Origin of the sequence: Thermocatellispora tengchongensis (genome assembly GCF_014202315.1) — a bacterium.
In the GTDB taxonomy this organism is placed as follows: domain Bacteria; phylum Actinomycetota; class Actinomycetes; order Streptosporangiales; family Streptosporangiaceae; genus Thermocatellispora; species Thermocatellispora tengchongensis.
In genome coordinates this window covers 168,541-190,587 of record NZ_JACHGN010000015.1, presented here as the reverse complement: position 1 = coordinate 190,587, position 22,047 = coordinate 168,541, and the positions used below count along the sequence as shown (strand labels likewise).

The following is a 22,047-nucleotide window of genomic DNA, read 5'->3' as shown; positions in this document are numbered from 1 at the left end:
ATGACCCCTCGAACGAACTCCTCGAACACGTCCCGCGCGCCGCGCCGGGACGCGCTGCGTAACGACGCGATCGTCATCAACGCGGCGCGCGCGGTCTTCGCCGAACAGGGACCGCAGGCGAGCATGGAGTCCATCGCGTCTCGTGCCGGTCTTGGCGTCGGCACGATCTACCGGCGCTTCTCGGGCAAGGACGCCCTCCTCGACGCCATAGCGCGACTTTTCGTCGAGGAGATCGACCGGGCCGCCGAGGCCGCGCTCGCAGACCCCGATCCCGGAGCCGGTCTGGAGTGGTTCCTCGATTTCGTGGGAGCCTTCAACGCCGAGAAGCGCCGCTATGCCGCCGCGCTGGCCGACCGGGTCTCCGGCGACGAGGTGAGCGAGACGATGGACCGCGTCCGGCAGCTCACGCAGAACGCGGTCGACGCCGGCTATCTCGCACCGGACGTGACCGGCGAGGACATCAAGGCGCTCATCATCGCGATAGGAGGGGTGGTCGCAGCCGCGCCGGACGAAGACGACGCTCCATGGCGTCGCTTCGTCCGCATTCATCTCACCGGGCTTCGCGCCGGTCGATGACATGGCCCCGGCGAGCGTGACCCCTGGCGAGGGCGGCTTGCCACCCACCCTCAGCACGCCGGTCAGCTCCAGGACCGTGCCGACGCCGGCGATCGGCTCTTTCGTCCCGTCGAGCAGGCGGCGGGTCACCGCGAGCGGCTTGAGCCCGAGCGCCTTGGCGTCGGTGCGGGTGGGCCGCCCCTCGACGGTGACCGGCGAGCCGACATACGCGCGATCAGCCGGACACCTGGACCAGCGACCACTGCTGTTCGGGCAGGTTCTGGTCCGGCCACTGGATGACCTGCGCACCGTCGGCGGTCGAGCCGCCGGAGACGGTGAGCAGTTTGCCGCTGTGCCGGGCGCGGAGTTCGTAGTACCGTCAACAGCTCGTAACACATCCGTGACTTGCTCATCGCCGGACGGTGGGAACACCGGGCGGCAGCGGACGCCGAAGCTGCCACCGAGGCTCGTACACCCTGCCGGCCAATCTGCCGCCCGAGACCGCCGACGCCGGACAGGTGCTGCGCCACTACAAAGGCCAGGAAGCCGTCGAGCGCCGCCACCAAGCCTTCAAGGCCCGCTGCGCCCCGCGGGTGCTCGGCCGCGTCTGACCCGGGTGACCGGCGATCGGCCGACGTTCAGGTGGGAGCTGACGGCCTGATGCCGGCGTACGCCCCGGCCCCTCCGAACAGGGACCGGGGCTCGTTGCGCGCCCCGACGATTCGGTCGGGGGTGGCAACATGGCCGTTCGATCGGCGGTATGGCCGCCTTCAGACTGCGGACTCCTCGTCCGGCAGCCAGAACTGGAGCGTGAACAGCGTGATCTGGTAGATGCGACGCGGAAAGCCCGGTTCCCGGTCGTTCTCCAGGAACTTCGTGTACAGCCGGGTCTGCCACGGCGTCATTTCCCGCTCCAGGTCGAACGCCTGAGAGTAGTCATGCTCGCCTTCGTCGCTGCTCACGGCGCAAATCCGTCCGGATGCCAGGAACAGCGATCCGCTCCACAGCTCCTCCCACTCCGGCCCGGGGAGCGGGGGAGCCTGTCATTCTGGGGGATTGGTCGAATAGTGCTGCCGGCCCGCCTTCGGCACGGAGGCGGGCCGGCAATTGCCAGGCTACGTTCACCGCCTCGGGGCACGAGCTGTGCGCCTGCCCCCGACTGGGCCACCGACCACCTCAGCCCGCTGCCGGCCGCCTCGCCTCGATGGCGAATCTCCAGGTGGAGCCGTTCTCACTCCGGCCTTTCCATCACCGTCACGTCCAGCCGGCGCCGTTCGGCGGCCTCGGCCATGTCCTGGCAGAGGAGCTGGAAGAAACGGCTCGCGCGGTCCAGCCGGGTGCCCGCGGGAGTGGCGGAGCCGAGAACTCCGACGCCCTGCCGGGCGATGCCGGCCCACCTCGCCATGGATCGGATGCTCGCCGTCCACGTGTGGTACCACACGTCGTCATGGATGATGTAGCGTTCGCGTCGCCTCGGGCCCTCGCGCTCGCGCGTGAGGATTCCCATCGGCTCCAACTGGCCGACCGCCTTTGAGATCGAGGCCGGGCTGACCCGCAGGCGGTGAGCGAGTTCGGCGGCGGTGTGGCTGCCGGTGTCGCTGGTGAGCAGGCAGACGAGCACGCGGGCCGCCATCGGCGGCATTCCCGTTTCGACCATGACCTCGGCGAATCCGTCCTGGAATCGGCGCAGGGCCTGGCCGTCACGTCCGTGGGCGGATTCGGCGGTCGGCTCGGGCTCGGGCGAGGCCGGTCGGCGTCGGCGCGCGCGCCGTGTGGCCGCCTGCTCCGCCTGCTCGGCGCGGTAGCCGGCAGGACCGCCGTTGCGGGCCACCTCGCGGGTGACGGTGGAGGTCGGCCGGGCCAGGCGCCGGGCGATCTCGGCGTAGTCGAGACCGTCGGCGAGACCGGAGGCGATGGCCTGGCGATCCTCGTACGTCAGTCTTCCTCCGGGCATCGGCTCGCCTTTCCGCGATTGCGTTCACCGCCATGGTCGTTGCAACGATACACGTCAATTCGTTGACGTTTAAGAGAACGCAACGCAGGCTTGCGTGCAGGCCAGTCTCGTCCCTCAGGAGAACTGCATGGGCTTGCCGTCCCGGGTGATGTCGCGCCTGCTCCGTCTCCCGCCCGCCGTCACGCGTACGCTCGAACGCCGGATCGACCCGCCCGGCTTTCCGGCCGGGGCACCACCTGACCGCCGGCCGTGGAAGGGTAGAACGTGGGTAGATCCACGAAGGGGCGGTGGGGACACTGGTTTTCGGCATCATCCTGATCACCGCGGCCCTCGGCCTGTTCTGCTTCATCGCCGTCGAAGGCGAGGGCTCGTGCGGGTGCCTGGTCTTCCTCGTCGTCCCGATCGGATTGGCGGCGGCCGGGATCTACCTGATCGCCACCGAACCGCTCATCAAGACCGAGGTGGGCGGGGTGCTGAGCGAGCACAAGGGCCTCACTGTGCGCGAGGGCCACGGCTATGTGGTCTCGCCGGTCGAGGACCCGGTCCGGGTCGAGAGTGGGTCGATGGCGAACGCGTCGCTGGGCGTGATTCGCGGGGTGCTGGTCGGCGGGGTGATCGAACGGCCGCGCGGCGCCGCGACGTACAAGGGGTGCGAGGCGGCTGTCACGGGCGAGAGGTCGTACGAGCCCGTGCACCTGACGGACCTGCACCCGGGCGACGCGCTGTGCCTGTACCGGTTCCCCCGGCACGACGACGAACGGGCCATCGCGCTCGTCCGGGTGACCGCCGTGAACCTCCGGAGCCTGTCGGTCACGTTCGATCTGACCCTGTGGAAGCGCGACGCGTGGGCCGTGCCCGTGGTCCCCGTCTAGCGTCGCGTCGCCCGGGGCGCCGCCGGACATCGCGCGGGCCTGCGAGGTTTTCGGCCCCAGTGGTGTCCTGCCGGCAATCGGGAGTTCTCCGCCACCGAGGTCCGCGACGAATCCATCGAGCGTGGGAGAGCCATCGCGCGATGAAAAGGAGGGGCCGATGAAAGAGAAGGCCGACTTCACCGGGGTGGAGCAGACGACGCTCATCACCCTGTATCTCCGGGCGTGGGAGAGCCGCTCGAAAGACTCGATTCTCGGGGACCACTTCGCGGCCGAGGCCGTGAAGCGCATCGACTACGACTTCGGCAAACTGATGGTGCGTGGCGGTGCGGGCAACCGGTTCACGCTGGCGCTGCGCTCCAGGCAACTCGACGAGTGGGCCGCCGATTTCCTTCGCAGGCATCCGGACGCCGTCGTGCTGCACCTCGGCTGCGGGCTGGACAGCCGGGCACTCCGGCTCGACCTGCCGCCCCGTGTCCGCTGGTTCGACATCGACCTGCCCGACGTCATCGACCTGCGCCGCAAGATCTATCCAGAGCCGGACGGGTATCGCACCATCGGCGCCTCGGTCACCGACCCGGGGTGGCTCGATGAGATCCCCGCGGATCGCCCGGTGCTGATCATCGCCGAAGGGCTGGTGATGCACCTCACAGAGAACGACAACAAGCGCCTCTTCCAACAGCTCACCGAACGTTTCGGCACAGGCGAACTGATATTCGATGGATTCGCCCCATGGGTCATTCGCATGACACAGCGGATGTCGAAGAGCCTGGCACGCAGGGGATACACGCCCTACTGGACCGCGATACGGGACCCACGGGACGTCGAAAGGTGGAACCCACGCTTCACGTATATCGAGGACGTCCCCTTCGTCTCGCTGTACGCGAGGATTCCCGCGCGCGTTTACCGCACCGCGTACCGGCTCATGAACACGATCTCCGTGACCAGGAACTTCTATCGGATGTTCCGCTTCGGATTCTGAGGTTCACCGGGCTATCGAAGGACGTCGTATCGCAGATGGGTGACCCGGTCGCCCTGGACGATCTCCGGGTTGCCGAGGAGTGCGGGTGGACCGTCGTACGCGCCGAAGAACCGTATGCCCTTGCCGAACACCACCGGGACCAGGTCGACCTGGAGTTCGTCCACCAGACCGGCGGCCAGGGCCTGGCCCAGCAGGTCGCCGCCGGTCAGCGACACGTCCTTGTCTCCGGCGGCGACCTTGGCCTGGGCGATCGCACTTTCCAGGCCGTCTGTGACGAAGGTGAACGGCGCGTCGGGGAACGGCCAGTCCGTCGGCGGATTGTGGGTCACCACGAAGACGGCGTCGCCCGCTGCGGGTCGGCCGTTCCAGCCGTTGGTGAGGTCGAACAGGCGACGGCCGATCACCGCCACTCCGATCTGCGACCAGGTTTTCTCCATGTACGCGGCGCTGGCGGCCGAAACGTGGAAGACCCGCTCCGGGTCGCCCCCGTTGAAGGGGACATCCCCGTTGTTGTACCAGTCGAACAGCGGACCCACCCGGTCCGACTCGTCGGCGATGAAGCCGTCCAACGAGACCGTCGCGCTCGCGATCACCTTGGCCATGGCCTGTGGTTCCCTCTCCTGTCGCGGGTTTCCGGGCGTTGCACGATCGTTGGCAGGGTAGGTCCGGACGTCGCAAGGTTCGCGCGGACCGGACAGGCACCGGGACCGCTGACGATCGCAGGGACGGCATCGTATCGGAGATACCTTGGCCGGTCACGTCTACGGACGCGGTGCAATCCCCTGAAAGCCTGGAGACGGTTCTGTGCCACAGCGGTTCTCAGCAGGGCCGATGAAACATCTCTCTTCTCAATCTTGTGTCGTTCACGTTCCTCCAGCAGGCCGGCGTGGGCGTCTTCCGGGTGCTGGGCCTCGTTCATCCGTCCAGCAGGTTCGCCGCCTCCTCGTCGGTCATCTTCTCCAGCTCCTCGATCAGCAGTTCCTCGACCCCGGCGGCGAGGTCGGCGATCGTGGTGAGGGCGAAGACGGTCCGGATGGGGACCGGCACTCCGATGGCGCGGCGCAGGCGCGCGGCCACGCGCGTCGCGAGCAGGGAGTGACCGCCCAGGGAGAAGAAGTCGTCGAAGACGCCGGGGTCGGTGACACCGAGCAGTTCCTCCCAGATCCCGGCCACCAGCTTCTCCGCGTCGCTGCGGGCCGAGACGTGCCCGGCCGCCGGGACGATCACCGGTTCCGGCAGGGCCGCCCGGTCCACCTTGCCGCCCCGCGTGAGGGGCAGCGCGTCCAGGCGCACCCAGGCGCCGGGCAGGAAGTGACGGGGCAGGGTGCGCTCCAGGTGCCACCGAAGTTCGGTGAAGTCGGCGGTCCCCACCACGTAGGCGACGAGCTTCCCGTTCCGGGCGGTGACGAGGGCCTGTCCGACCTGGGGGTGGGCGAGCAGGCGGGTTTCGATCTCTTCCGGTTCGACCCGGAAGCCGCGCACCTTCAACTGGCCGTCCAGCCGTCCCAGGAACTCCAGCGTCCCGTCGGCACGCCGGCGGGCGCGGTCGCCGGTACGGTACCGTCGCGCTCCCGGCGCGCCGTACGGGTCGGGGACGAAGACGGCCGCGGTCTGCGCCGGCCCGCCCAGGTAGCCGCGGGCCACCCCGGCTCCGCCGATGACGAGTTCGCCCACGACGCCGGGAGGGAGCGGTTCCCCCCGCCCGTCCAGCACATGGACCGTGGTCCCGCCGATGGGCCGGCCGATCGGCGGGCGGCCCACGGCGGCGCCGGCGTCCAGATCGGCGGCAGTGGCGATCACGGTGGCCTCGGTGGGGCCGTAGGTGTTGACGAGGCGTACCCGCTCGGCGAAACGGTCGCGCCAGCGCCGCACCGCCGCCGCGGCCACCTGCTCCCCGCCCAGGATCACCAGGCGCAGTCCCGGTGGCCAGGCGATCTGGTCCAGTTCCTCCACCAGCGAGTGCCAATAGGCGGTGGGCAGGTCCAGTACGGTGACGCGCCGGCCCGCCTCGGTGGCCAGCACGTCCGGCAGGCTGGTCGCGCCGTCGGGGAGCAGCAGCAGCGTGGCGCCCGCGGCCAGGGTGGGGAAGATCTCCTCGACGTGCGCGTCGAAGCCCAGCGTGGCGAACTGGACCACGCGGTCGCCGGGGGCCAGGCCGTAGTCCGAGCGCATCCAGTGCACCCGGGCGGCGACGGCTCCGTGCTCGACCAGCACACCCTTGGGGCGTCCGGTGGAACCCGAGGTGTAGATCACATACGCGGCGTCCCCGGAGCCGGGCCACGCGCCTTCCGCCGCCGGTACGGGGCCGGCGCCCCCGGCGGCCGGGATGCCGCCCGCGGATCGGGTCGCCGCCGGGTCGATCGCGATCTGGCCGGAGGGCAGTGCGCGCCGAGTGATCACATGCCGGGCGGAGGCGTCCGCGAGGGCGAGAGCGATCCTCTCGTCAGGGTCGGCCACGTCGAGCGGCAGGTACGCCGCGTCGGCCCGCCACACGGCCAGCAGCGCGACGATCGCCTCCGTGGAGCGCGGCAGGCACACGCCGACCACGTCCCCCGGCCCTGCCCCGGCGCTCCGCAACGCGGCGGCGAGGGTGTCCACCCGGGACAGCAGCTCGCCGTACGTGAGCCGCGTCTCGCCGCACACCACGGCCAGGGCTTCCGGTGACCGCCGCGCCGTCTCGGCGATCGTCCGGATCACGGGGGAGGCCGCCGGGAGCGCGGCATCGCGTGCCCCGGCCAGGGCATGAATGTCGGCCTCGTCCTCGGGAGTCCAGATGTCCAGGGCCGAGATCGGGGTGTCCGGTGCGGAGGCGACGGCCTCCAGCAGCCGGACGAACCGGTCGGCCAGCCGGCGGACCGCCTGCGGGGCGAACATGCCCGTGTCGTGGGAGAACTCGACGCTGAGCCAGTGCCCGTACCTGACGACCCGCACCATCAGGGCCATCTCGGTCTGCCGGGAGGCGGCGTCGTACTCGGCCAGTTCAAGCCCCGGGAACGCCTGCCCGGAAACCTCGTCGTGGTCGTGCAGGACCAGCATCGACGGAACCAGGATCTCGGCCGGGGCGTCGAGCCGCTCGAACGGCACGTCGAAGTTGCCCAGCGCGTCCAGCACCTCGCCTCGCACCTGGGTCACCAGTTCGGTGAAGGCCGGGTCGCCCGTCAGATCGCCCCGGATGACCACGGTCCGCGATATGCACCCGATCATCGGTTCCAGTTCGACGCGGTCGCGCCCGGCGATGGCGCTGCCCACCATGATGTCGGTGCGGCCGGTGTGCCGGGCCAGCAGCGCCTGGTAGCCCGCCATCAGCACGGTGAACAGGGTGGTGCGATGCTCCTTGGCCAGCCGCTCCAGCCGCCGGCCGAGATCGGCGGGCAGCAGGACCCGGTGGGTCGCCCCCTGCCCGCTCGCCTCGCCGTCCTGGAAGGGCAGGTCGGCGGGCGGGGGAGCGGCCAGCTTGTCCCGCCAGTACGACACGCCGTACGCGGCCTGCCGCCGATGCCAGAGCGCGTGATCTCCGGCCCGCACGGGCAGCGCCGGCAGCCGCGGTGCGACACCCGCGACTCTGGCCGTGTAGCACGCCGCCAGATCGCCCAGGAACACCCCGAGCGACCACCGGTCGGCGATGATGTGATGCATCGTGACGCACAGGATGTGCTCGCTTCCGCCGAGACCGATCAGTGTGATCCGCAGGGGCGGGCCGGCCGCGAGGTCGAAGGCCGCGTTGACCTGCTCGCTCACCAGCCGGTCGGCGTGCTCGGAGTCCACCGCGTGCAGCAGGTCGGCCACGCCGGAGGGCGGTGGTCCGACGACGGCGTACGGTACGCCCTGCTCCTCGGCGAAGCGGCTGCGCAGGCTCTCGTGCCGCGCCACGACGTCGTCGCACGCGCGCAGGAACGCCCCCCGGTCCGGCCGGCCGCGTATCCATCGGGTGAGGTGCAGGGTATAGGAGGCGCTGTCCGGATCGAGTCGCTGCAGCAGCCACAGGCGTTCCTGCGCCGGGGACAACGGGATTCTCATCTGTCCGCCATCGGTTCGTCGAAGATCGCGGCCAGCTCCTCGGCGCTGAGGCCGTCGAACTGGACGCGTAACGCGGCCATCTCGGCCAGGTCCAGCCCGCGCTCGTCGCGGTGGGCCAGCCGCTGCGCGAGCCCGGCGACCGTGGGGTGTTCGAACAGCGCGGCGAGGGGCAGCGAGACGCTCATACGCGCCCGCATCCTGGCCAGGATCTTGGTGGCGGTGAGCGAATGCCCGCCCAGATCGAAGAAGTCGTCATCGACTCCCACGGGCTCGCCGAGCCCCAGCACCTCCGCCCATATCGCGGCCAGTTCCTTCTCCACCGGGGTCTCCGCCGCCCGGTAGGCGACCGCGCGGGCCGCCGCCCGGTCGGGGGGCGGCAGCGCGGCCCGGTCCAGCTTGCCGTTGGGGGTGAGCGGCAGGCGGTCCAGGACGACGAGGCCGGCGGGGATCATGTAGCCGGGCAGCCGCGCCCGCAGCCGCGCGCGCAACATCGGCCAGATCACGGTGGCGTCGTCGGCCGGGACCACGTAGGCGATCAGCCGGGGCAGCCCGTCGGCTCCCGGGTGCACGCCGACCGCGGCCTGCCGTACCCCGGCCGCCGCGCGCAGCACGGCCTCGATCTCGCCGAGTTCTATCCGGTGCCCCTGGATCTTCACCTGCTGGTCGCCGCGGCCCAGGTACTCCAGGCGCCCCTCGGAATCGGCGCGGACGAGGTCACCGGTGGCGTACATGCGCGCCCCGGGCACGCCGGCGAACGGGTCGGGCCGGAAGCGGTCCGCGGTCATGGCCGGCAGGCCGTGGTATCCCCGGGCGAGCCCGGCCCCGCCGATGTGCAGTTCCCCCGTCTTTCCCGCGGGTACCGGATCGCCGTCGGCGTCCAGCACGTACAGGCGAGTTCGCCCGATCGGCTCGCCCAGGTCCACCGGGGCCGGGGCGGGCGCGACGAGCCCGGCCGATGACCACACCGTCGTCTCCGTCGGGCCGTACACGTTCCACAGCCGGGCGCCGTCCGCCAGCAGGGCGTCGGCCAGGTCCCGGGGCAGCGCCTCGCCGCCGCAGAGCCGGGTGGTGATCGTCTCGGGCACGCCGCCGGCCTCCAGCAGCAGGCGCCAGGTCTGCGGGGTCGCCTGCATGATCGTGGCTCCGATGGCCAGCTCGCGCAGCGCCGTGCCGTCGGCGACCGTGGACGTGGGCGCGATGACCACTTGGGCCCCGCAGGCCAGCGGGAGCAGGAGCTCCAGCACCGAGATGTCGAACGACAGGGTGGTCACGGCGAGCCACCGGTCCTGCTCGGCCGGCCCGAGCAGGGAGGCGAACGACTCGATCAGGTTGCCGACCGCCCCGTGCGGCACCGCCACCCCCTTGGGGCGGCCGGTGGAGCCCGAGGTGTAGATCAGGTAGGCCAGAGCGGCGGGGGAGACGCCGGTCGCGGGTGGTTCCGCCGCGGGGTCCGCTCCCGGGACCGTGCCGTCCTCCAGGATCGTCAGCACCCTCGGCACCCCGTCGAGCAGGCGCCGGTCCACGCCCGGCTGGGTCAGTACGAGGTCGGCCGCGGCGTCCTCGCGCATCAGGCGGAGCCGTTCGGCGGGGAAGGCCGGGTCGAGCGGGACGTACGCGCCGCCCGCCGCCCATACCGCCAGCAGCGCGACCACCATGCCCGGATTACGCCGCAGGCACAGGCCGATGTGGGCGCCCGGCCTCACGCCCAGCCGGCGCAGGGTCGCCGACAGCCGGTCGACCCGTTCGAGTAATTCGGCGTAGGTGAGGCCGCCCTCCGGCCCGCTCACCGCCACCGCGTCGGGCCGCAGGTCCCGCCGGCGCCGGATCACCTCAAGCGTCGTCACAAGTGGTGCCCCTCTCATGTCAATGTCCCTTCATCTGTGAAATGCGTAGATCCGGGTCGGCGCCGGCGCGTACCACCACGCCCATGAAGGCGGCGATGAACCGCCGTACGGTGGCGGCCGAGAACTGGTCGCGGTTGTAGATGAAGACTCCGCCCAGTCCCACTGGATCCCGCACGGTCAGCGCGTCCAGCTCCGAGTGCGTGTAGCGCCTGCGGGGCTGGAAGAACTCGATCTCCAGGTCGGCCATCGTGGTGCGCGACCGGTCGTCGCCCGGAACGTTGAGCAGGTTGAACATGACCTGGTACAGCGACGGGCGGCTCAGGTCACGGGCGCGGCCCAGCGACTCGAAGAGCCGCTCCCACGGCATGTCCGGGTATTGGAGCCCGCGCAGCAGCGCGACCCGGGTACGGCGGTGCAGCTCGCGGAAGGCCGGGTCGCCGGACAGGTCCGCGCGCATCACGATGACCGTGGAGAAGCAGCCGATCAGCGGCTCCAGCTCGGTTCGGGCCCGCCCGACGGTGGGCACGCCGACGCACACGTCGTCCTGGCCGGCCAGCAACCCGAGGGCGACCTGGTAGGCCGTGACCATCGCGGTGAACAACGTGCCGCGTTCCCGGCGGGCGGCCTCCTCCAGCCGGACGACGGCCTCCTCACTGATCCGGAAGTGCTCCTCGTCCGCGTGGCCCGTCCACCGCGGCGGGCGGGGACGGTCGATCGGCAGGTCCAGGGGGACCGAGCCGGCGAGCGTACGGGTCCAGTGCTCCAGGGCCGCCGAATGGTCCCGCCGGCCGTCCTCGGCGGCGAAGTCGGGGAACTGGATCGGCAGCTCCGGCAGATCCGGCTCCCGCCCCTCCCACCGGGCCGTGTAGCACTCGGCCATCTCCCGCAGCAGGATGTTGAGCGACCAGGCGTCGGCCACGATGTGGTGCAGCACGACGCACAGTACGGCCTCGTCGTCCGCCAGGCGCAGCAGCGCCGCCCGCAACGGCGGATCGTTCTCCAGGTCGAACGGCCGGTCGATGAAGGCGGCCAGGGCGGCCTCCTCCTCGTCCGCGACGTCGAGCAGGGGCAGCGGCACCGGTTCGGGAGGCATGAGGACCTGCACGAGCCGGTCGTCTACCAGCCGGAACCGCACCCGGAGCGTGTGATGCCGCTCGACGATCCGGGTGAGGGCGGTGGCCAGGGCCTCCTGGTCGATCGGCCCGCGCAGCCGAACGCACCATGGAATGTGGTACGAGCTGCCGGCCGGGTCCTTGGCGAACTGGTTGATGTACCAGAACTGCTCCTGCTGGCGGGTGAGCGGCCAGGTACGCTCGCGCGGCCGGCGCAGGAGGGACGCGTGCAGCGCGTCGCGCTGCTCGGGCGGCAGTTCGGCGAGCCGGGTGAGCAGCGCCTGGCGCCGGTCGGCTCCGGTCATCGTGTCTCCTTCCCCGCCGCGAGCGGTGCGGCCGGCCGGCGCCGCAGCGGGCCGAGCCCGCACAGCGCGGCGACCTCCTCCAACGGCACGTCCTGAATCACAGCGCGGATCAGCAGGGTCTCCAGCCCGCGCAGCATGGCCTCGGCCGTCGCCCGGGGCACGCACGCGGTGTCGGTCACCAGGTAGAACTGGCCGGTGTGGGTGGCGGGGCCGGTGGAGAAGACGACGGTGGCGTCCACCCGCCGCCACGCGCCGACGACGAAGGTCCTGGCGGGCGCGGCCGGCACGGCCGGGCCGCCCTCGGGCAGGTCCGGCCAGTCCCCGGTGGGCCGGGTGTCGTTGAAGTAGGCCGAGATGTCGAGGGCGCCGCCGCGTTCCCGGCCCACCCTTCGGCGCAGCGCGTCCCAGGCGACCGGGTCGTAGTACGCGTTGCGGCAGCCGAGCAGCGCCTGCCGGTGCGTCCGCCGTGCGACCTCGCCGAAGGTCGTCCCGCCCAGACGGAAGAAGACCAGTCCATCCTGTACGGCGGTGCCCACCATCCGGCCGATCCGCGGAATGTGCCGGTTCGACACGACGAGCTGCATGTTGAGGTCAGAGTGGCCGGTCACCGTGGCCAGGAGCGTCACGGAGGCGGCGGTCAGCACGCTCGCCGTGCTGATCGACCAACGTTCCGCCAGCGTCCGCGCGGCCCGGGCGGCGGCGGCCGACTCCATGCCGAGCCGGACGAACCGCGGCTCCTCGGGGATGACCCGGGGGAGGTCGAACAGATTCAGCGGGCCCTGGCGCAGCAGCGACTCCCAGTGACGCAGTGACCGTTCTCCCCGGGCGGCGCCTCGGGGGCCCTGTTCGAACGCCGCCTGGTCCAACGGCTGCCAGGAGGGTTCGGGCAGGTCGTCCCCGAAGATGAGGGCCCGGCACTCGCCGGCGATGAGATCCAGGGCCCAGCCGTCGACGGCCAGGTGCGACAGGCCGAAGGCGATGGCCCGGGGCCGGTCGCCTTCGAGCACGACGGCGCACCGCACCGGCAGGTCCACCCCGTAGTCGAACGTCTTGGCGGCCAGGTCGGCGGCGATCCTCTTGGCCTCGGTGAGCGGCCTGGCGCCGGACGCGTCGAAGACGCCGACCGTCAGCTCGCCCGTGCGCGCCACCCGCTGCACCAGCCCGGCGGGCGTCTGCTCGCAGGTGGTGCGGAGGGCCTCGTGCCGCTCGACGAGCGTGCGCAGTGCGTCGAGTACGGTCCCCAGGCCGGCCCGGCCGGCGATCGGCAGGGTCCAGGGGATGTTGTAGAAGGGGTCGGCCTCGCCCAGCCGGTGGATCAGCCGCCAGATGGCGCGCTGCCCCCAGGTGGCCGGGCCCTGCCCGCCACGCGATCCGGTGAACCGCAGCGTCACCGCCCGCCGCCAGGTCGCCGTGGTCACCGTGGTCGCCGTGGTCATCGGCGTGACCTGACGATCTCTTCGGCGATCCCGGCGACGGTGGGGGCGTCGATGAACACCTCGAAGGACAGGTCGACGTCCATCCGTTCCCGGACGAGCGCGACGATCCGGGTGATGTCCAGGGAGTGCCCGCCGAGGTCGAACAGGTCGTCATCCGGCTTGATGTCGGGCCGGTTGAGCGTCTCGCACCAGATCGCCGTGACCTCGCCGATGAGGTCGTCGTCCGGCTCGGTCTCCGTCCCGGCCGCACGCTCGAACGCGGGCACCGCTTCCGGGAACGCCCCGGTCGCGGGCAGGGCGCCCGCCTGGACCGAGCCTGCGCGGGACGGCAGGGGCAGCTCGCCGATCGGGGCGTCGGGCCGGGCGACGACGCCTGCGATCAGTGCCCGCAGGTCGGCGGCGATCATCTCGCAGGAGGCACGGTCCAGCACCTCCGGGTCGAACTGGAGCCGGGAGGTGATGCCGTAGGGGGAGTCCAGCGCGTGCAGGTGCAGGGTGCCGCGGACGTACCCGGTGAACATCGACAACTCGACGGAGGCGTCGAGCCCGGCGAAGCCGATCTCGTCGTCCACCCGGCGGAAGCTCATCGAGACCGGGGTCAGGGCCGAGCGGGGGCTGATCCCGCCCAGCGCGCGGGCGACGGGAACCTCCCGCAGCCGGTAGACCTCGCGGAGTTGCCGCCGGACGACGTGGGCGAAGCCGGCGAACGTGCCGCTCGGCGTCAGGGCCACGGGCAGTTCGTTGACGAACAGCCCGACGTGCTCGCGGGTCTGCTCGGTCCGGGTGGACACGTCGATCGACACCGTGGCGCGCTCGTTGCCGTAGGCGTGCAGCAGCACCTGGAAGGCGGCCAGCGTGAACTCGAAGCGGGTGACCCCCAGGCGTTCGGCGGTCTCGGCCACCCCGCCGCCCAGGGCGAGGTCCACCGCCTCGCCGGGGACCGCGCGCAGCCGGGCGCGGCGGGCGCCGGGGAGCAGCACGTCCTCCTCGTCGTGCCAGCGCGACCGCCAGAACCGCGCCGCCTCCTCCAGTTTGTCCTCCACCCTGGCCGTCTCGGCGGACGCCGCCTCGCCGTAGGAGACCGGTAAGGGCGGCAGTTCGGCGCCGCCGTACGCCGCGGCCAAATCGCGCAGGAGGAGTTCCTCGGACACGCCGTCGCAGACCGCGTGGTGGACGACCACCAGCAGCGTGTGCAGGTCCGGGGCCAGCCGGACCAGGGTGAAGGCCGACACCGGCCCGGTGCTCAGGTCCAGGCCGGGCGACAGCGGGGACGCGAGCCACTCCGGCGAACCCGGCAGGAGTGCCGGGCCGCCGTCGGACAGGTCCTCGTACCCGATTTTCGGAGGGACCGCGGCGGGGGCCATGTGCAGCCGCCCGTCCCGTTCCACGAGGGCCGCGGCGAGGACGGGATGGCGGCGGACCACGGCACCGCAGGCGGCGAGCATCCGATACGTGTCGAGCGGGCCGTCGAGGTGGACGGCGAACGCCATGTGGTACACAGCGCCGCCGAGTCCCGCCCGCTCGGTCACCCACATCCCGTGCTGGGCGAGGGACGCCGGCTCCGACCCGTTCATCAGTGACATGGACATTCAGGTGCCTTCCGGGTTGCCGGTCGTGGCGGTCTCAAGCAGCCGCCGCAACACTGTTTTGATGACTTTTCCTGACTGGTTCCTGGGGAGGGCGTCCACGATGAGCACCCGCTCGGGCAGCTCATGGGCGGCCACCCGGTCCATCAGGAAGGCGCGCAGCTCGACGCCGGAGACCCCGGCGGACCGGGGCACGACGACGGCGGCGAGGACGGTGCCCAGCACCGGGTGCGGGACGCCCAGCACCGCGGCCTCGGCGACCTGCGGATGCTCGTACAGCGCGGCCTCCACCTGGATCGTGGACACCTTGAACGCACCGGACTTGACCACGTCGCCCTCCCGGTCGACGAGGTGGAGGTGACCGTCCGCGTCCAGGTAGCCGAGGTCGCCCATGCGCACCCACCCGTCGCGGAACGCCTCGGCGTTCGCCCCCTCGTCCCGGTAGTAGGAGCGGGGGGCGGCCGGCGATCTCATCCACACCTCGCCGACTTCCCGCGGCGGCAGCACCTCGCCGTCGGGGCCGGTGACGCGTAGCGCGCCGCCGAACGCGGGCCGGCCGAGTGCGCCGGGACGCGCGGGATCGTAGACCATGATGGTCTGGGCGGGGGCCGCCTCGGTCGAGGTGTAGTAGTTGATCACCGTCGCGTTGGGGAAGGCGGCGGCGAGCCGTGCCGACACCGAGGGGGGCAGGGCCGAGGCCGCCGAGCCGAGCAGCACCACGCTGGACATGTCGTACCGCTCGTGCATCCCGGAGTTGAGGAACTCGATCGCCATCGCCGGGACGACGAACACCGTGCCGGCCGCGTACGCCGCGATCAGCCGGGCGAAACGCGCCGGGGTGAACCGGGGCGGCGTCAGCATCGCCGGATGGGCGTCCAGCGCGTTGATCAGCATGGTCTGCCCCGCGTTCGTCCCGATGGGGAAGGCGTGCAGCAGGTACCGGGAGTGCCGGAACCTGCGGCGGTTCGGGCGCGTCTCGCAGCCGAAGGTGAGGTTCGCGTGGGTGGCGCCGACCCCCTTGGGCGTGCCGGTGGTCCCGGACGTGTAGAGGATCTGGGCGAGGTCGTCCGGCCCGACCCGGGCATCGACGGGCCGGGTCTCCCGGCCCTCCAGATCCGCCGGGGCCGCCGTCCAGCGCTCGCCGCCGTCGGGAACCCGCAGCCCACGACCGTGGACGACCGCGCAGGCCCCGCAGTGGCCGAGCAGCCGCTGAACCTCGGCGGGAGCGAGCCGGGCCGGCACCGGCACGGCGACCGCCCCGGCGAGCTGGACCGCACAGTAGGCGACGGCGAAGTCGATCCAGTCCCGGCCTTCGAAGAGCAGGCCGATCCGGTCGCCGGGCCGTACCCCGCGGTCGAGCAGTCCGTGCGCGGCGGCGTGGGAGCGGCGTTCCCACTGGGCGAACGTCAGCTCCCCCTCGCCCGCGACCACGATCGCGATTCGCTCGGGCTCCTGCGCCGCGCGCAGCGCCAGCATGCCGGGGACCGTCCGCGGGATCACGACTCGTCCTCGGTGGTGTGCCGGCTCACGTGGCGGACCAGCGACGGGAAATCGTCCAGGTGCGCCTCGTCAAGGTCCAGGACGACGTCGAATTCCTCCTCGACCACGTCCACCAGCCGTAGCCGGCCGAGCGAGGTGAGGCCGAGCGCGGTCAAGGGCTCCCGTGAGTTCATGACCAGCCCGGCGTCGAGCGTCCCGCCGGAGGCGGTGTGGACCAGCTCGGCGAGCCTGGCCGCGAGCGCCCGGTTCATCCGGCCTCCCGGCGCGCACTGCGGGGGCGCATGTCACTCCAGACCCGGCCGATGTGGGCCAGGCAATCCTCCTGTTCGCCCTCGAACCCTTCGGCCCGCCAGCCCGCCGGAAGCTCGCGCTCCGCCGGCCAGATCGAGTACTGCTTCTCGTCGTTGAGCACCACCAGGAACCTCATGCCTGGATCTCCTCCTTCGTGGGGATGCGGCCCTGCGGGGCCTGATCGCGGTCGCGCAACGTCTCGAAGCCGACCAGGTCGTCGGGAAGGGCGTCGGGCATGTCGGTGTCGAGACGGGCCAGCCGCCTCACCCGCAGGGCCCCGGCCACCACCAGCAGCATTCCGAGCGCGCACACCAGGTACAGAAAGGCGATCCCGCGGCCCGGACCGACACCGATGACGGCGCCGGCCGTCGGGGCGAGCGCCCCGCCGGGGGCGAGCATCGGGTCGAACAGGGCCGCGCCGAGCGGGGCGACCACGCCCATGCCGATCGGCAGCGTGGACCAGGCGACCAGCGTGTTCAGCGCGAAGACCCGGCCGTGGAACCGGAATGGCACCTTGAGCTGCACGATCGTGGAATAGATGGCGTTCATCAGCGTCAGGGAGTACGTCAGCGCGAACGCCCCGGCGCCGACCACCACCAGGGACGGGCTCAGCCCGGTGACGACGGCGCCGCCGGCGATGGCCACGCTGGAGATCAGCACCCCGCGGAAGTGCCGCCGGCGCGGGCCTCCCCACAGGGCCATGGTCAGCCCGGCGAGCATGGCGGCCAGGCCGGTCACCACCGAGATCACGCTGACGTCGGCGAGTGTCGCGAAGGAGAGCACCAGCGGGGCGACCAGCAGCAGTGGCGGTGAGAGGAAGATGTTGAGCACGGCGAAGAAGGTCAGCATCGCGCGGAGGCCCCGGTCGTTCCAGGTGTAGGAGAAGCCCTTGGCGATCTCCGTGCTCAGCGGTTCGCGCGGCCGCCACGGCAGCGTGTCCGGAAAGCGGACCAGCAGCACGACGGCGATCGCGACCCCGTAGCTGGCCACGTCGATGGCGACGATGCCGCCGAGCCCGATCCAGGCCAGCAGGCCGGCCGCGATGAGCGGGACGATGAGCTGGGCCACGCCGTTGGTCATCTGCGTGACGCCCATGGCGTGTCCGAGGTAGTGCTTGGGCACGAGCTGCGGCACCGCGGAGGTGTAGGCCAGGCGCTGGAAGCCGCTCGCGATGGACAGGGAGGCGACCAGGACGTAGATCTGCCACAGCCGGACGTCCCCGAAGAGGATCAGCGCCCCCAGGACGGTCTGGATCGCGGCGGAGGCGCAGTCGGCCAGCAGCAGCACCCGCCGCCGGTCGCCCCGGTCCACGATCGCCCCGGCCAGCGGGGAGATCAGCAGTCCCGCCAGGTTGAGCACGGCCAGGATGGAGAACTGCGTGATCGAGCCGGAGCCGGTGAGAATGGTGAGCGGCAGCGCCCAGCCGACGAGCGCCGAGCCGATCATCGAGATCTGCTGGCTGGCGGCCACGGTGAGGAAACGGCCCATGCTGGGCCGTACCTCGCGGGTCCCGGCGGGCTCCGGCGTCGTGGCGTCCCAGACCGCCTCCACCCGCCAGGTCCGCTCGGCCGCCCGGCCGGAGACCTCCATGTGGGTGTGCGTGCGCAGGGCGGCGGCCAGTTCCTCCGCCCGGTAGCGCAGGAAATAGTGCCCGCCCTCGTCCAGTACGACCAGCGCGGTGACGTCGGTGAGGAAGCCCCACTCGCGGTACCGCTCCTGGTAGAAGTCGGTCACCGGGTCGCGTTCGCCGATCACCGAGATGATCGGGGCGCGCAGCTTCGGCCGGTCGGGGAAGTCGAACAGCCGGGTGAAGTACTTCTCCGCGACCTTCGAGTCGCGGCGCATGTTCCGGACGATCCGGTCGGCCACGCCGGGGTCGAGCTCCTCCAGGTCGACGCCGCGCGCCTTGAGCCAGTTGATCTCGTTCCGGCTGCTGCGCAGCCGGTCGATCACTCCGAGCCGGGACAGCGAGCGTACGAGCCCGCGCGGGCGGGCGAACGGGAAGATCGCCCCGATGTAGACGGCGTCCAGGGTACGGCCCGCCGCCTCGACCCGCGTGGCCAGTTCGATCGCCAGCGCCGCGCCCACGCCGCAGTGGCCGTAGATCACCAGCGGCCCCTCGATGGCGAGGATCTCGGCGGTGGCGCGGGCGGCGAGCTCGTCGAACTCCATCGGCTCCTCGTCCAGGCCCGCGTCATGGCCGGGAATGGACAGGGCGTAGAGCGCCTGGTCGGTGGGGAGGGCGTCGGCCAGCGGCTGATAGACCACGGCGCTGCCCGACCCGTACGGCACGCAGACGTGGGTGACGCCCGCCGCGCGGGGCGGAGTGAGCCGCTGCAGCAGCGAGCGCTCGCCCCCGGCGGAGCCGGCGAATGCGGCGAGTTCCCGCACGGTCCGGTGGGTGAACATGTCCACCAACCCGACCTGCGCCGATCCCGGCGGGAGCGCCTTGCGCAGCCTGGCGACGACCTGGATGGCCAGCAGCGAGTTGCCGCCGAGCTCGAAGAAGTCGTCGTCCGCGCCGATCCGCTCCGCGGACAGCACCTCGGCCCAGATCCCGGCCACGGCCTTCTCGTGCTCGGTCGTGGGTTCGGCGTACGGCGCGTCGCCGCCGGCCGCCGGGACGGGCAGCGCCTTGCGGTCGAGCTTCCCGTTGGGCGTGAGCGGCAGCGCGCCGAGCGTGACGAACATCGACGGCAGCATGTACTCCGGCAAGGTGCCCCTGAGCGCCGCCCGTACTTGCGCGGGCTCGGGCTCACCGGCTCCCGCGGCCGGGACGAGGTAGGCGACCAGGCGCCGGTCGCCCGGCACGTCCTCCCGCACGATGACGGCGGCGTCGCCCACGCCGGCCTTCTCGCGCAGGGCCGCCTCGATCTCCCCCAGCTCGATTCGCAGGCCGTGCAGCTTGACCTGGCCGTCGAGGCGGCCGAGGAACTCGATCGTCCCGTCGGGCAGCCAGCGGGCGGCGTCGCCGGTCCGATAGCGGCCGCCGGCGAAGCGCTCGGCGGTCAGCTCGGGCCGTGCGTGGTAACCGAGCGCGACGCCGACGCCGCCGATGTACAGCTCGCCGGGCACGCCGACGGGGACGGCCTCGCCGTGGCGGTCGAGCACGTGCAGGGTGATGTTCTGGATAGGGGAGCCGATCGGCACGCTGGTGCGGCCCTCCAGGGCGGGGAGGGTGCACTGCCAGGCGGAGACGTCGATGGCCGCCTCGGTCGGTCCGTACAGGTTGTGCAGTTCCGCGGGGAGGGTTCGCAGGCAGCGCACCGCCAGGTCGACGGGTAGCTCCTCGCCGCTGCAGACGATGGTGCGCAGCGAGGTGCAGCCCGCCGCGCCGTCGTCGGCGAGGAAGACGCCGAGCATGGAGGGCACGAAGTGCACTGTGGTGACCCGCTCGGTGGTGATCACGTCGCACAGGTAGGCGGGGTCGCGGTGGCCGCCGGGTTCGGCCAGCACCAGCCGCGCGCCGGTGAGCAGCGGCCAGAAGAACTCCCACACCGAGACGTCGAAGCTCGCGGGGGTCTTCTGCAGCACCACGTCCTCGCCGGTGAGACGGAAGCGCTTTTGCATCCAGTCCAGCCGGTTGACGATGCCGCGGTGGCTGTTGAGCACGCCCTTGGGGCGCCCGGTGGAACCGGAGGTGTAGATCATGTACGCGGCCGTGCCCGGGGTGCCCCGGGGCTCCGGAGGGGTCACGGGCAGGTCGTCCCAGAGCGCCGCCCGGTCCAGCGGCAGGACAGCCGCCCCGTCGAAGGCCCGCCGCTCCGCCAGGGCCCGCTGGGTCAGCACGACGGGCGCGGCCGAGTCGGAGAGCATGAACGCCAGCCGGTCGGCCGGGTAGTCCGGGTCGAGCGGCACGTAGGCGGCGCCGGTCTTGAGGACGCCGAGCAGTCCCGCCACGAGTTCGAGCGAGCGTTCGGCACAGATCGCGACCAGGCGGCCGGGCCCCACGTCCAGCCCGATGAGGCGGTGCGCGATCCGGTTGGCCCGCTCGTCCAGTTCGCGGTAGGTCCACGATCGCCCGCCGAAGGTCACGGCGGTGGCGTCCGGGGTGCGGGCGACCTGCTCCTCGATGAGGCCGTGCAGGGTGGCGGTGGCCGGGAAGTCGGCCGCGGTGTCGTTCCATCCGCTGATCAGGCCGGCGTCACCGGTCAGGGGCAGGCGGCTGACCGGCATGGCGGGGTCGGCCACGGCCCCGCGCAGCAACTCCTCCAGGTAGCCGGCCATACGGGCGATCGTGCTCTCGTCGAACAGCGCGGTCCGGTAGGTGAACGCGCAGTTCAGGCCGCCGCCTTCGCCGGGCACGACGTACAGCTCCACGTCGTGCCTGGCCGATCCCGGTTTGAGTGGGAACGCCGAGACCGTGTCGTCCGCGCGGTCGGGGGCGAGGTCGTGCATCGAGCACAGCGTGTCGATCAGCGGAGGCCGGCTCGGGTCGCGCGGCACCTCCAGGGCGGTCACGAGTTCGGCGAAGGGCAGCTCCTGGTGGTCGAGCGCGTCGATGACGGTGTCCCTGGTACGGTCCAGCAGCGCGCCGAAACCGGGGTCGTCCGCCAGCCGGGCCCGCAGGACCAGCGTGTTGACGAACATCCCCACCACGTCGTCGAACTCGGGCCTGGTGCGCCCGGCCACGGGGGTGCCGACGGCGAAGTCGTCCTGCCCCGACATGCGTGACAGCAGCACCTGGAAGGCGGCCAGCACCGTCATGAACATCGTCGCGCCGTGCTCGCCGCCCAGGGCGGTGAGGCCGTCCACCAGGTCGGCGGGGAGGTGGCGGACATGGGTGGCGCCGTCGAGCGACTGCACCGGCGGACGCGGCCGATCCGTGGGCAGCTCGACGCGCGGCAGCCCGGACAGCTCCCGCCGCCAGAAGTCCAGCTCGCCGTCCAGGTTCCGCCCGCGCTGCCACAGGGCGACATCGCCGAATCGCACGATCGGCGGCGGCGGGGCATCGCCGCGGTACAGGGCCAGCAGGTCACGCATGAGGATCTGCGCCGACTGGCCGTCGGCCACGATGTGGTGCACCAGCAGGGCCAGGACGTGCTCGCGGGCGTCCTTCGTGATCGCCAGGGCCCGGAGCAGCGGGCCCTCGGCGAGATCGAGGGGGATGGCGCTCTCGGCGTCGATGAGCGCGACGACCTCCTCGTCCGTCTCGGCGGTGGTGCTGACCAGCGGCACTTCGGCCTCCGCCACGACATGGACGCCGGGCAGCCCCTCGTCCGTGGCGAGGAACCGATGGCGCAGGCTCTCGTGCCGGACGGGCAGAGCCGCCAGCGCCTCGGTCAGGCGCCCGGCGTCGAGGGGGCCGTGCAGCCGTACGGCGAGCACGACGGTGTAGGTGGAGGTGCCCGGCGTGAAGTGCTCGGTGAACCACAGCGGTTCCTGCGTGGGCGACAGCGGCGGGTCGGTGCCCTCGGGCCGGCGGGGGATGGTCCGGCTCTCCCGCCCGGCTTTCAGCCGGTTTCTCAGCAGTTCCCTCTTTGCTTCGGACAGATCCGCGACAGACATCAGGTCAGCCCTTCGGCGACGGCGAGGCGGTCGGGGGTCGTCGCGGCCGGTCGTGCGGTCCGCGCAACCCCTGCATGTGCGACCGGGG

The 22,047-nt window shown here is 71.9% G+C and carries 16 protein-coding genes and 1 pseudogene; 4 read left to right on the top strand and 13 right to left on the bottom strand.

Annotated features, from left to right (window positions below; genetic code table 11):
• Entirely contained in the window at positions 1-576 is a 576-nt protein-coding gene (locus tag HNP84_RS31765; RefSeq protein WP_185053628.1) for a TetR/AcrR family transcriptional regulator, read from the top strand.
• 214 nt (positions 577-790) lie between these two features.
• Here HNP84_RS31765 and HNP84_RS56840 read toward each other — a convergent pair.
• A pseudogene (locus tag HNP84_RS56840) lies at positions 791-919 on the bottom strand (RICIN domain-containing protein); the annotation flags it as partial.
• 58 nt (positions 920-977) lie between these two features.
• Here HNP84_RS56840 and HNP84_RS31755 point away from each other — a divergent pair.
• Positions 978-1,166 carry a hypothetical protein gene (locus HNP84_RS31755; RefSeq protein ID WP_185053627.1) on the top strand — a complete coding sequence of 63 codons (189 nt, stop codon included), beginning with the start codon at positions 978-980 and terminating at the stop codon, positions 1,164-1,166.
• A gap of 159 nt (positions 1,167-1,325) precedes the next feature.
• Here HNP84_RS31755 and HNP84_RS31750 read toward each other — a convergent pair whose 3' ends face one another.
• Both HNP84_RS31750 and HNP84_RS31745 read right to left on the bottom strand, forming a co-directional pair.
• A complete protein-coding gene (locus HNP84_RS31750) occupies positions 1,326-1,517 on the bottom strand; it encodes a hypothetical protein (protein ID WP_185053626.1) in 192 nt (63 codons plus the stop codon).
• Between the two features lie 269 nt (positions 1,518-1,786).
• Entirely contained in the window at positions 1,787-2,509 is a 723-nt protein-coding gene (locus tag HNP84_RS31745; protein ID WP_185053625.1) for a GbsR/MarR family transcriptional regulator, read from the bottom strand.
• Positions 2,510-2,796: 287 nt separating this feature from the next.
• Here HNP84_RS31745 and HNP84_RS31740 point away from each other — a divergent pair, with 287 nt between their 5' ends.
• Complete coding sequence (locus HNP84_RS31740) at positions 2,797-3,381, top strand: hypothetical protein (RefSeq protein WP_185053624.1); 585 nt, start codon at positions 2,797-2,799, stop codon at positions 3,379-3,381.
• Positions 3,382-3,538: 157 nt separating this feature from the next.
• Positions 3,539-4,360 (top strand): class I SAM-dependent methyltransferase, encoded by an 822-nt coding sequence (locus HNP84_RS31735; RefSeq protein ID WP_185053623.1) that lies wholly within the window; start codon positions 3,539-3,541, stop codon positions 4,358-4,360.
• Between the two features lie 11 nt (positions 4,361-4,371).
• On the opposite strand, the gene HNP84_RS31730 is transcribed toward HNP84_RS31735, so the two are convergent.
• The 10 genes from HNP84_RS31730 to HNP84_RS31685 form a co-directional block, all read right to left on the bottom strand.
• Positions 4,372-4,962, bottom strand: coding sequence for a dihydrofolate reductase family protein (locus HNP84_RS31730; protein WP_185053622.1), 591 nt, complete (start codon positions 4,960-4,962; stop codon positions 4,372-4,374).
• Between the two features lie 313 nt (positions 4,963-5,275).
• Positions 5,276-8,377 carry a non-ribosomal peptide synthetase gene (locus tag HNP84_RS31725; RefSeq protein ID WP_185053621.1) on the bottom strand — a complete coding sequence of 1,034 codons (3,102 nt, stop codon included), beginning with the start codon at positions 8,375-8,377 and terminating at the stop codon, positions 5,276-5,278.
• Positions 8,374-10,221 (bottom strand): non-ribosomal peptide synthetase, encoded by a 1,848-nt coding sequence (locus tag HNP84_RS31720; protein ID WP_185053620.1) that lies wholly within the window; start codon positions 10,219-10,221, stop codon positions 8,374-8,376. The genes HNP84_RS31725 and HNP84_RS31720 overlap by 4 nt, the downstream gene beginning before the upstream one ends.
• A 19-nt stretch (positions 10,222-10,240) precedes the next feature.
• The gene (locus tag HNP84_RS31715; RefSeq protein WP_185053619.1) at positions 10,241-11,638 is read right to left on the bottom strand and encodes a condensation domain-containing protein; all 1,398 of its coding nucleotides are present in this window, start codon (positions 11,636-11,638) and stop codon (positions 10,241-10,243) included.
• Positions 11,635-13,074, bottom strand: coding sequence for a condensation domain-containing protein (locus tag HNP84_RS31710; RefSeq protein WP_185053618.1), 1,440 nt, complete (start codon positions 13,072-13,074; stop codon positions 11,635-11,637). The genes HNP84_RS31715 and HNP84_RS31710 overlap by 4 nt, the downstream gene beginning before the upstream one ends.
• Positions 13,071-14,663 (bottom strand): condensation domain-containing protein, encoded by a 1,593-nt coding sequence (locus HNP84_RS31705; protein ID WP_185053617.1) that lies wholly within the window; start codon positions 14,661-14,663, stop codon positions 13,071-13,073. Before HNP84_RS31705 ends, HNP84_RS31710 begins: the two co-directional genes overlap by 4 nt.
• On the bottom strand, positions 14,664-16,160 hold the full coding sequence (locus tag HNP84_RS31700; RefSeq protein ID WP_312926205.1) for a class I adenylate-forming enzyme family protein: 1,497 nt from the start codon (positions 16,158-16,160) through the stop codon (positions 14,664-14,666).
• On the bottom strand, positions 16,157-16,411 hold the full coding sequence (locus tag HNP84_RS31695; RefSeq protein ID WP_185053616.1) for a phosphopantetheine-binding protein: 255 nt from the start codon (positions 16,409-16,411) through the stop codon (positions 16,157-16,159). The genes HNP84_RS31700 and HNP84_RS31695 overlap by 4 nt, the downstream gene beginning before the upstream one ends.
• Positions 16,408-16,587: an MbtH family protein gene (locus HNP84_RS31690; RefSeq protein WP_185053615.1), complete on the bottom strand. Its 180-nt coding sequence runs from the start codon at positions 16,585-16,587 to the stop codon at positions 16,408-16,410. The genes HNP84_RS31695 and HNP84_RS31690 overlap by 4 nt, the downstream gene beginning before the upstream one ends.
• Positions 16,584-21,959 carry a non-ribosomal peptide synthetase/MFS transporter gene (locus tag HNP84_RS31685; RefSeq protein ID WP_185053614.1) on the bottom strand — a complete coding sequence of 1,792 codons (5,376 nt, stop codon included), beginning with the start codon at positions 21,957-21,959 and terminating at the stop codon, positions 16,584-16,586. Before HNP84_RS31685 ends, HNP84_RS31690 begins: the two co-directional genes overlap by 4 nt.
• Positions 21,960-22,047 lie beyond the last annotated feature (88 nt).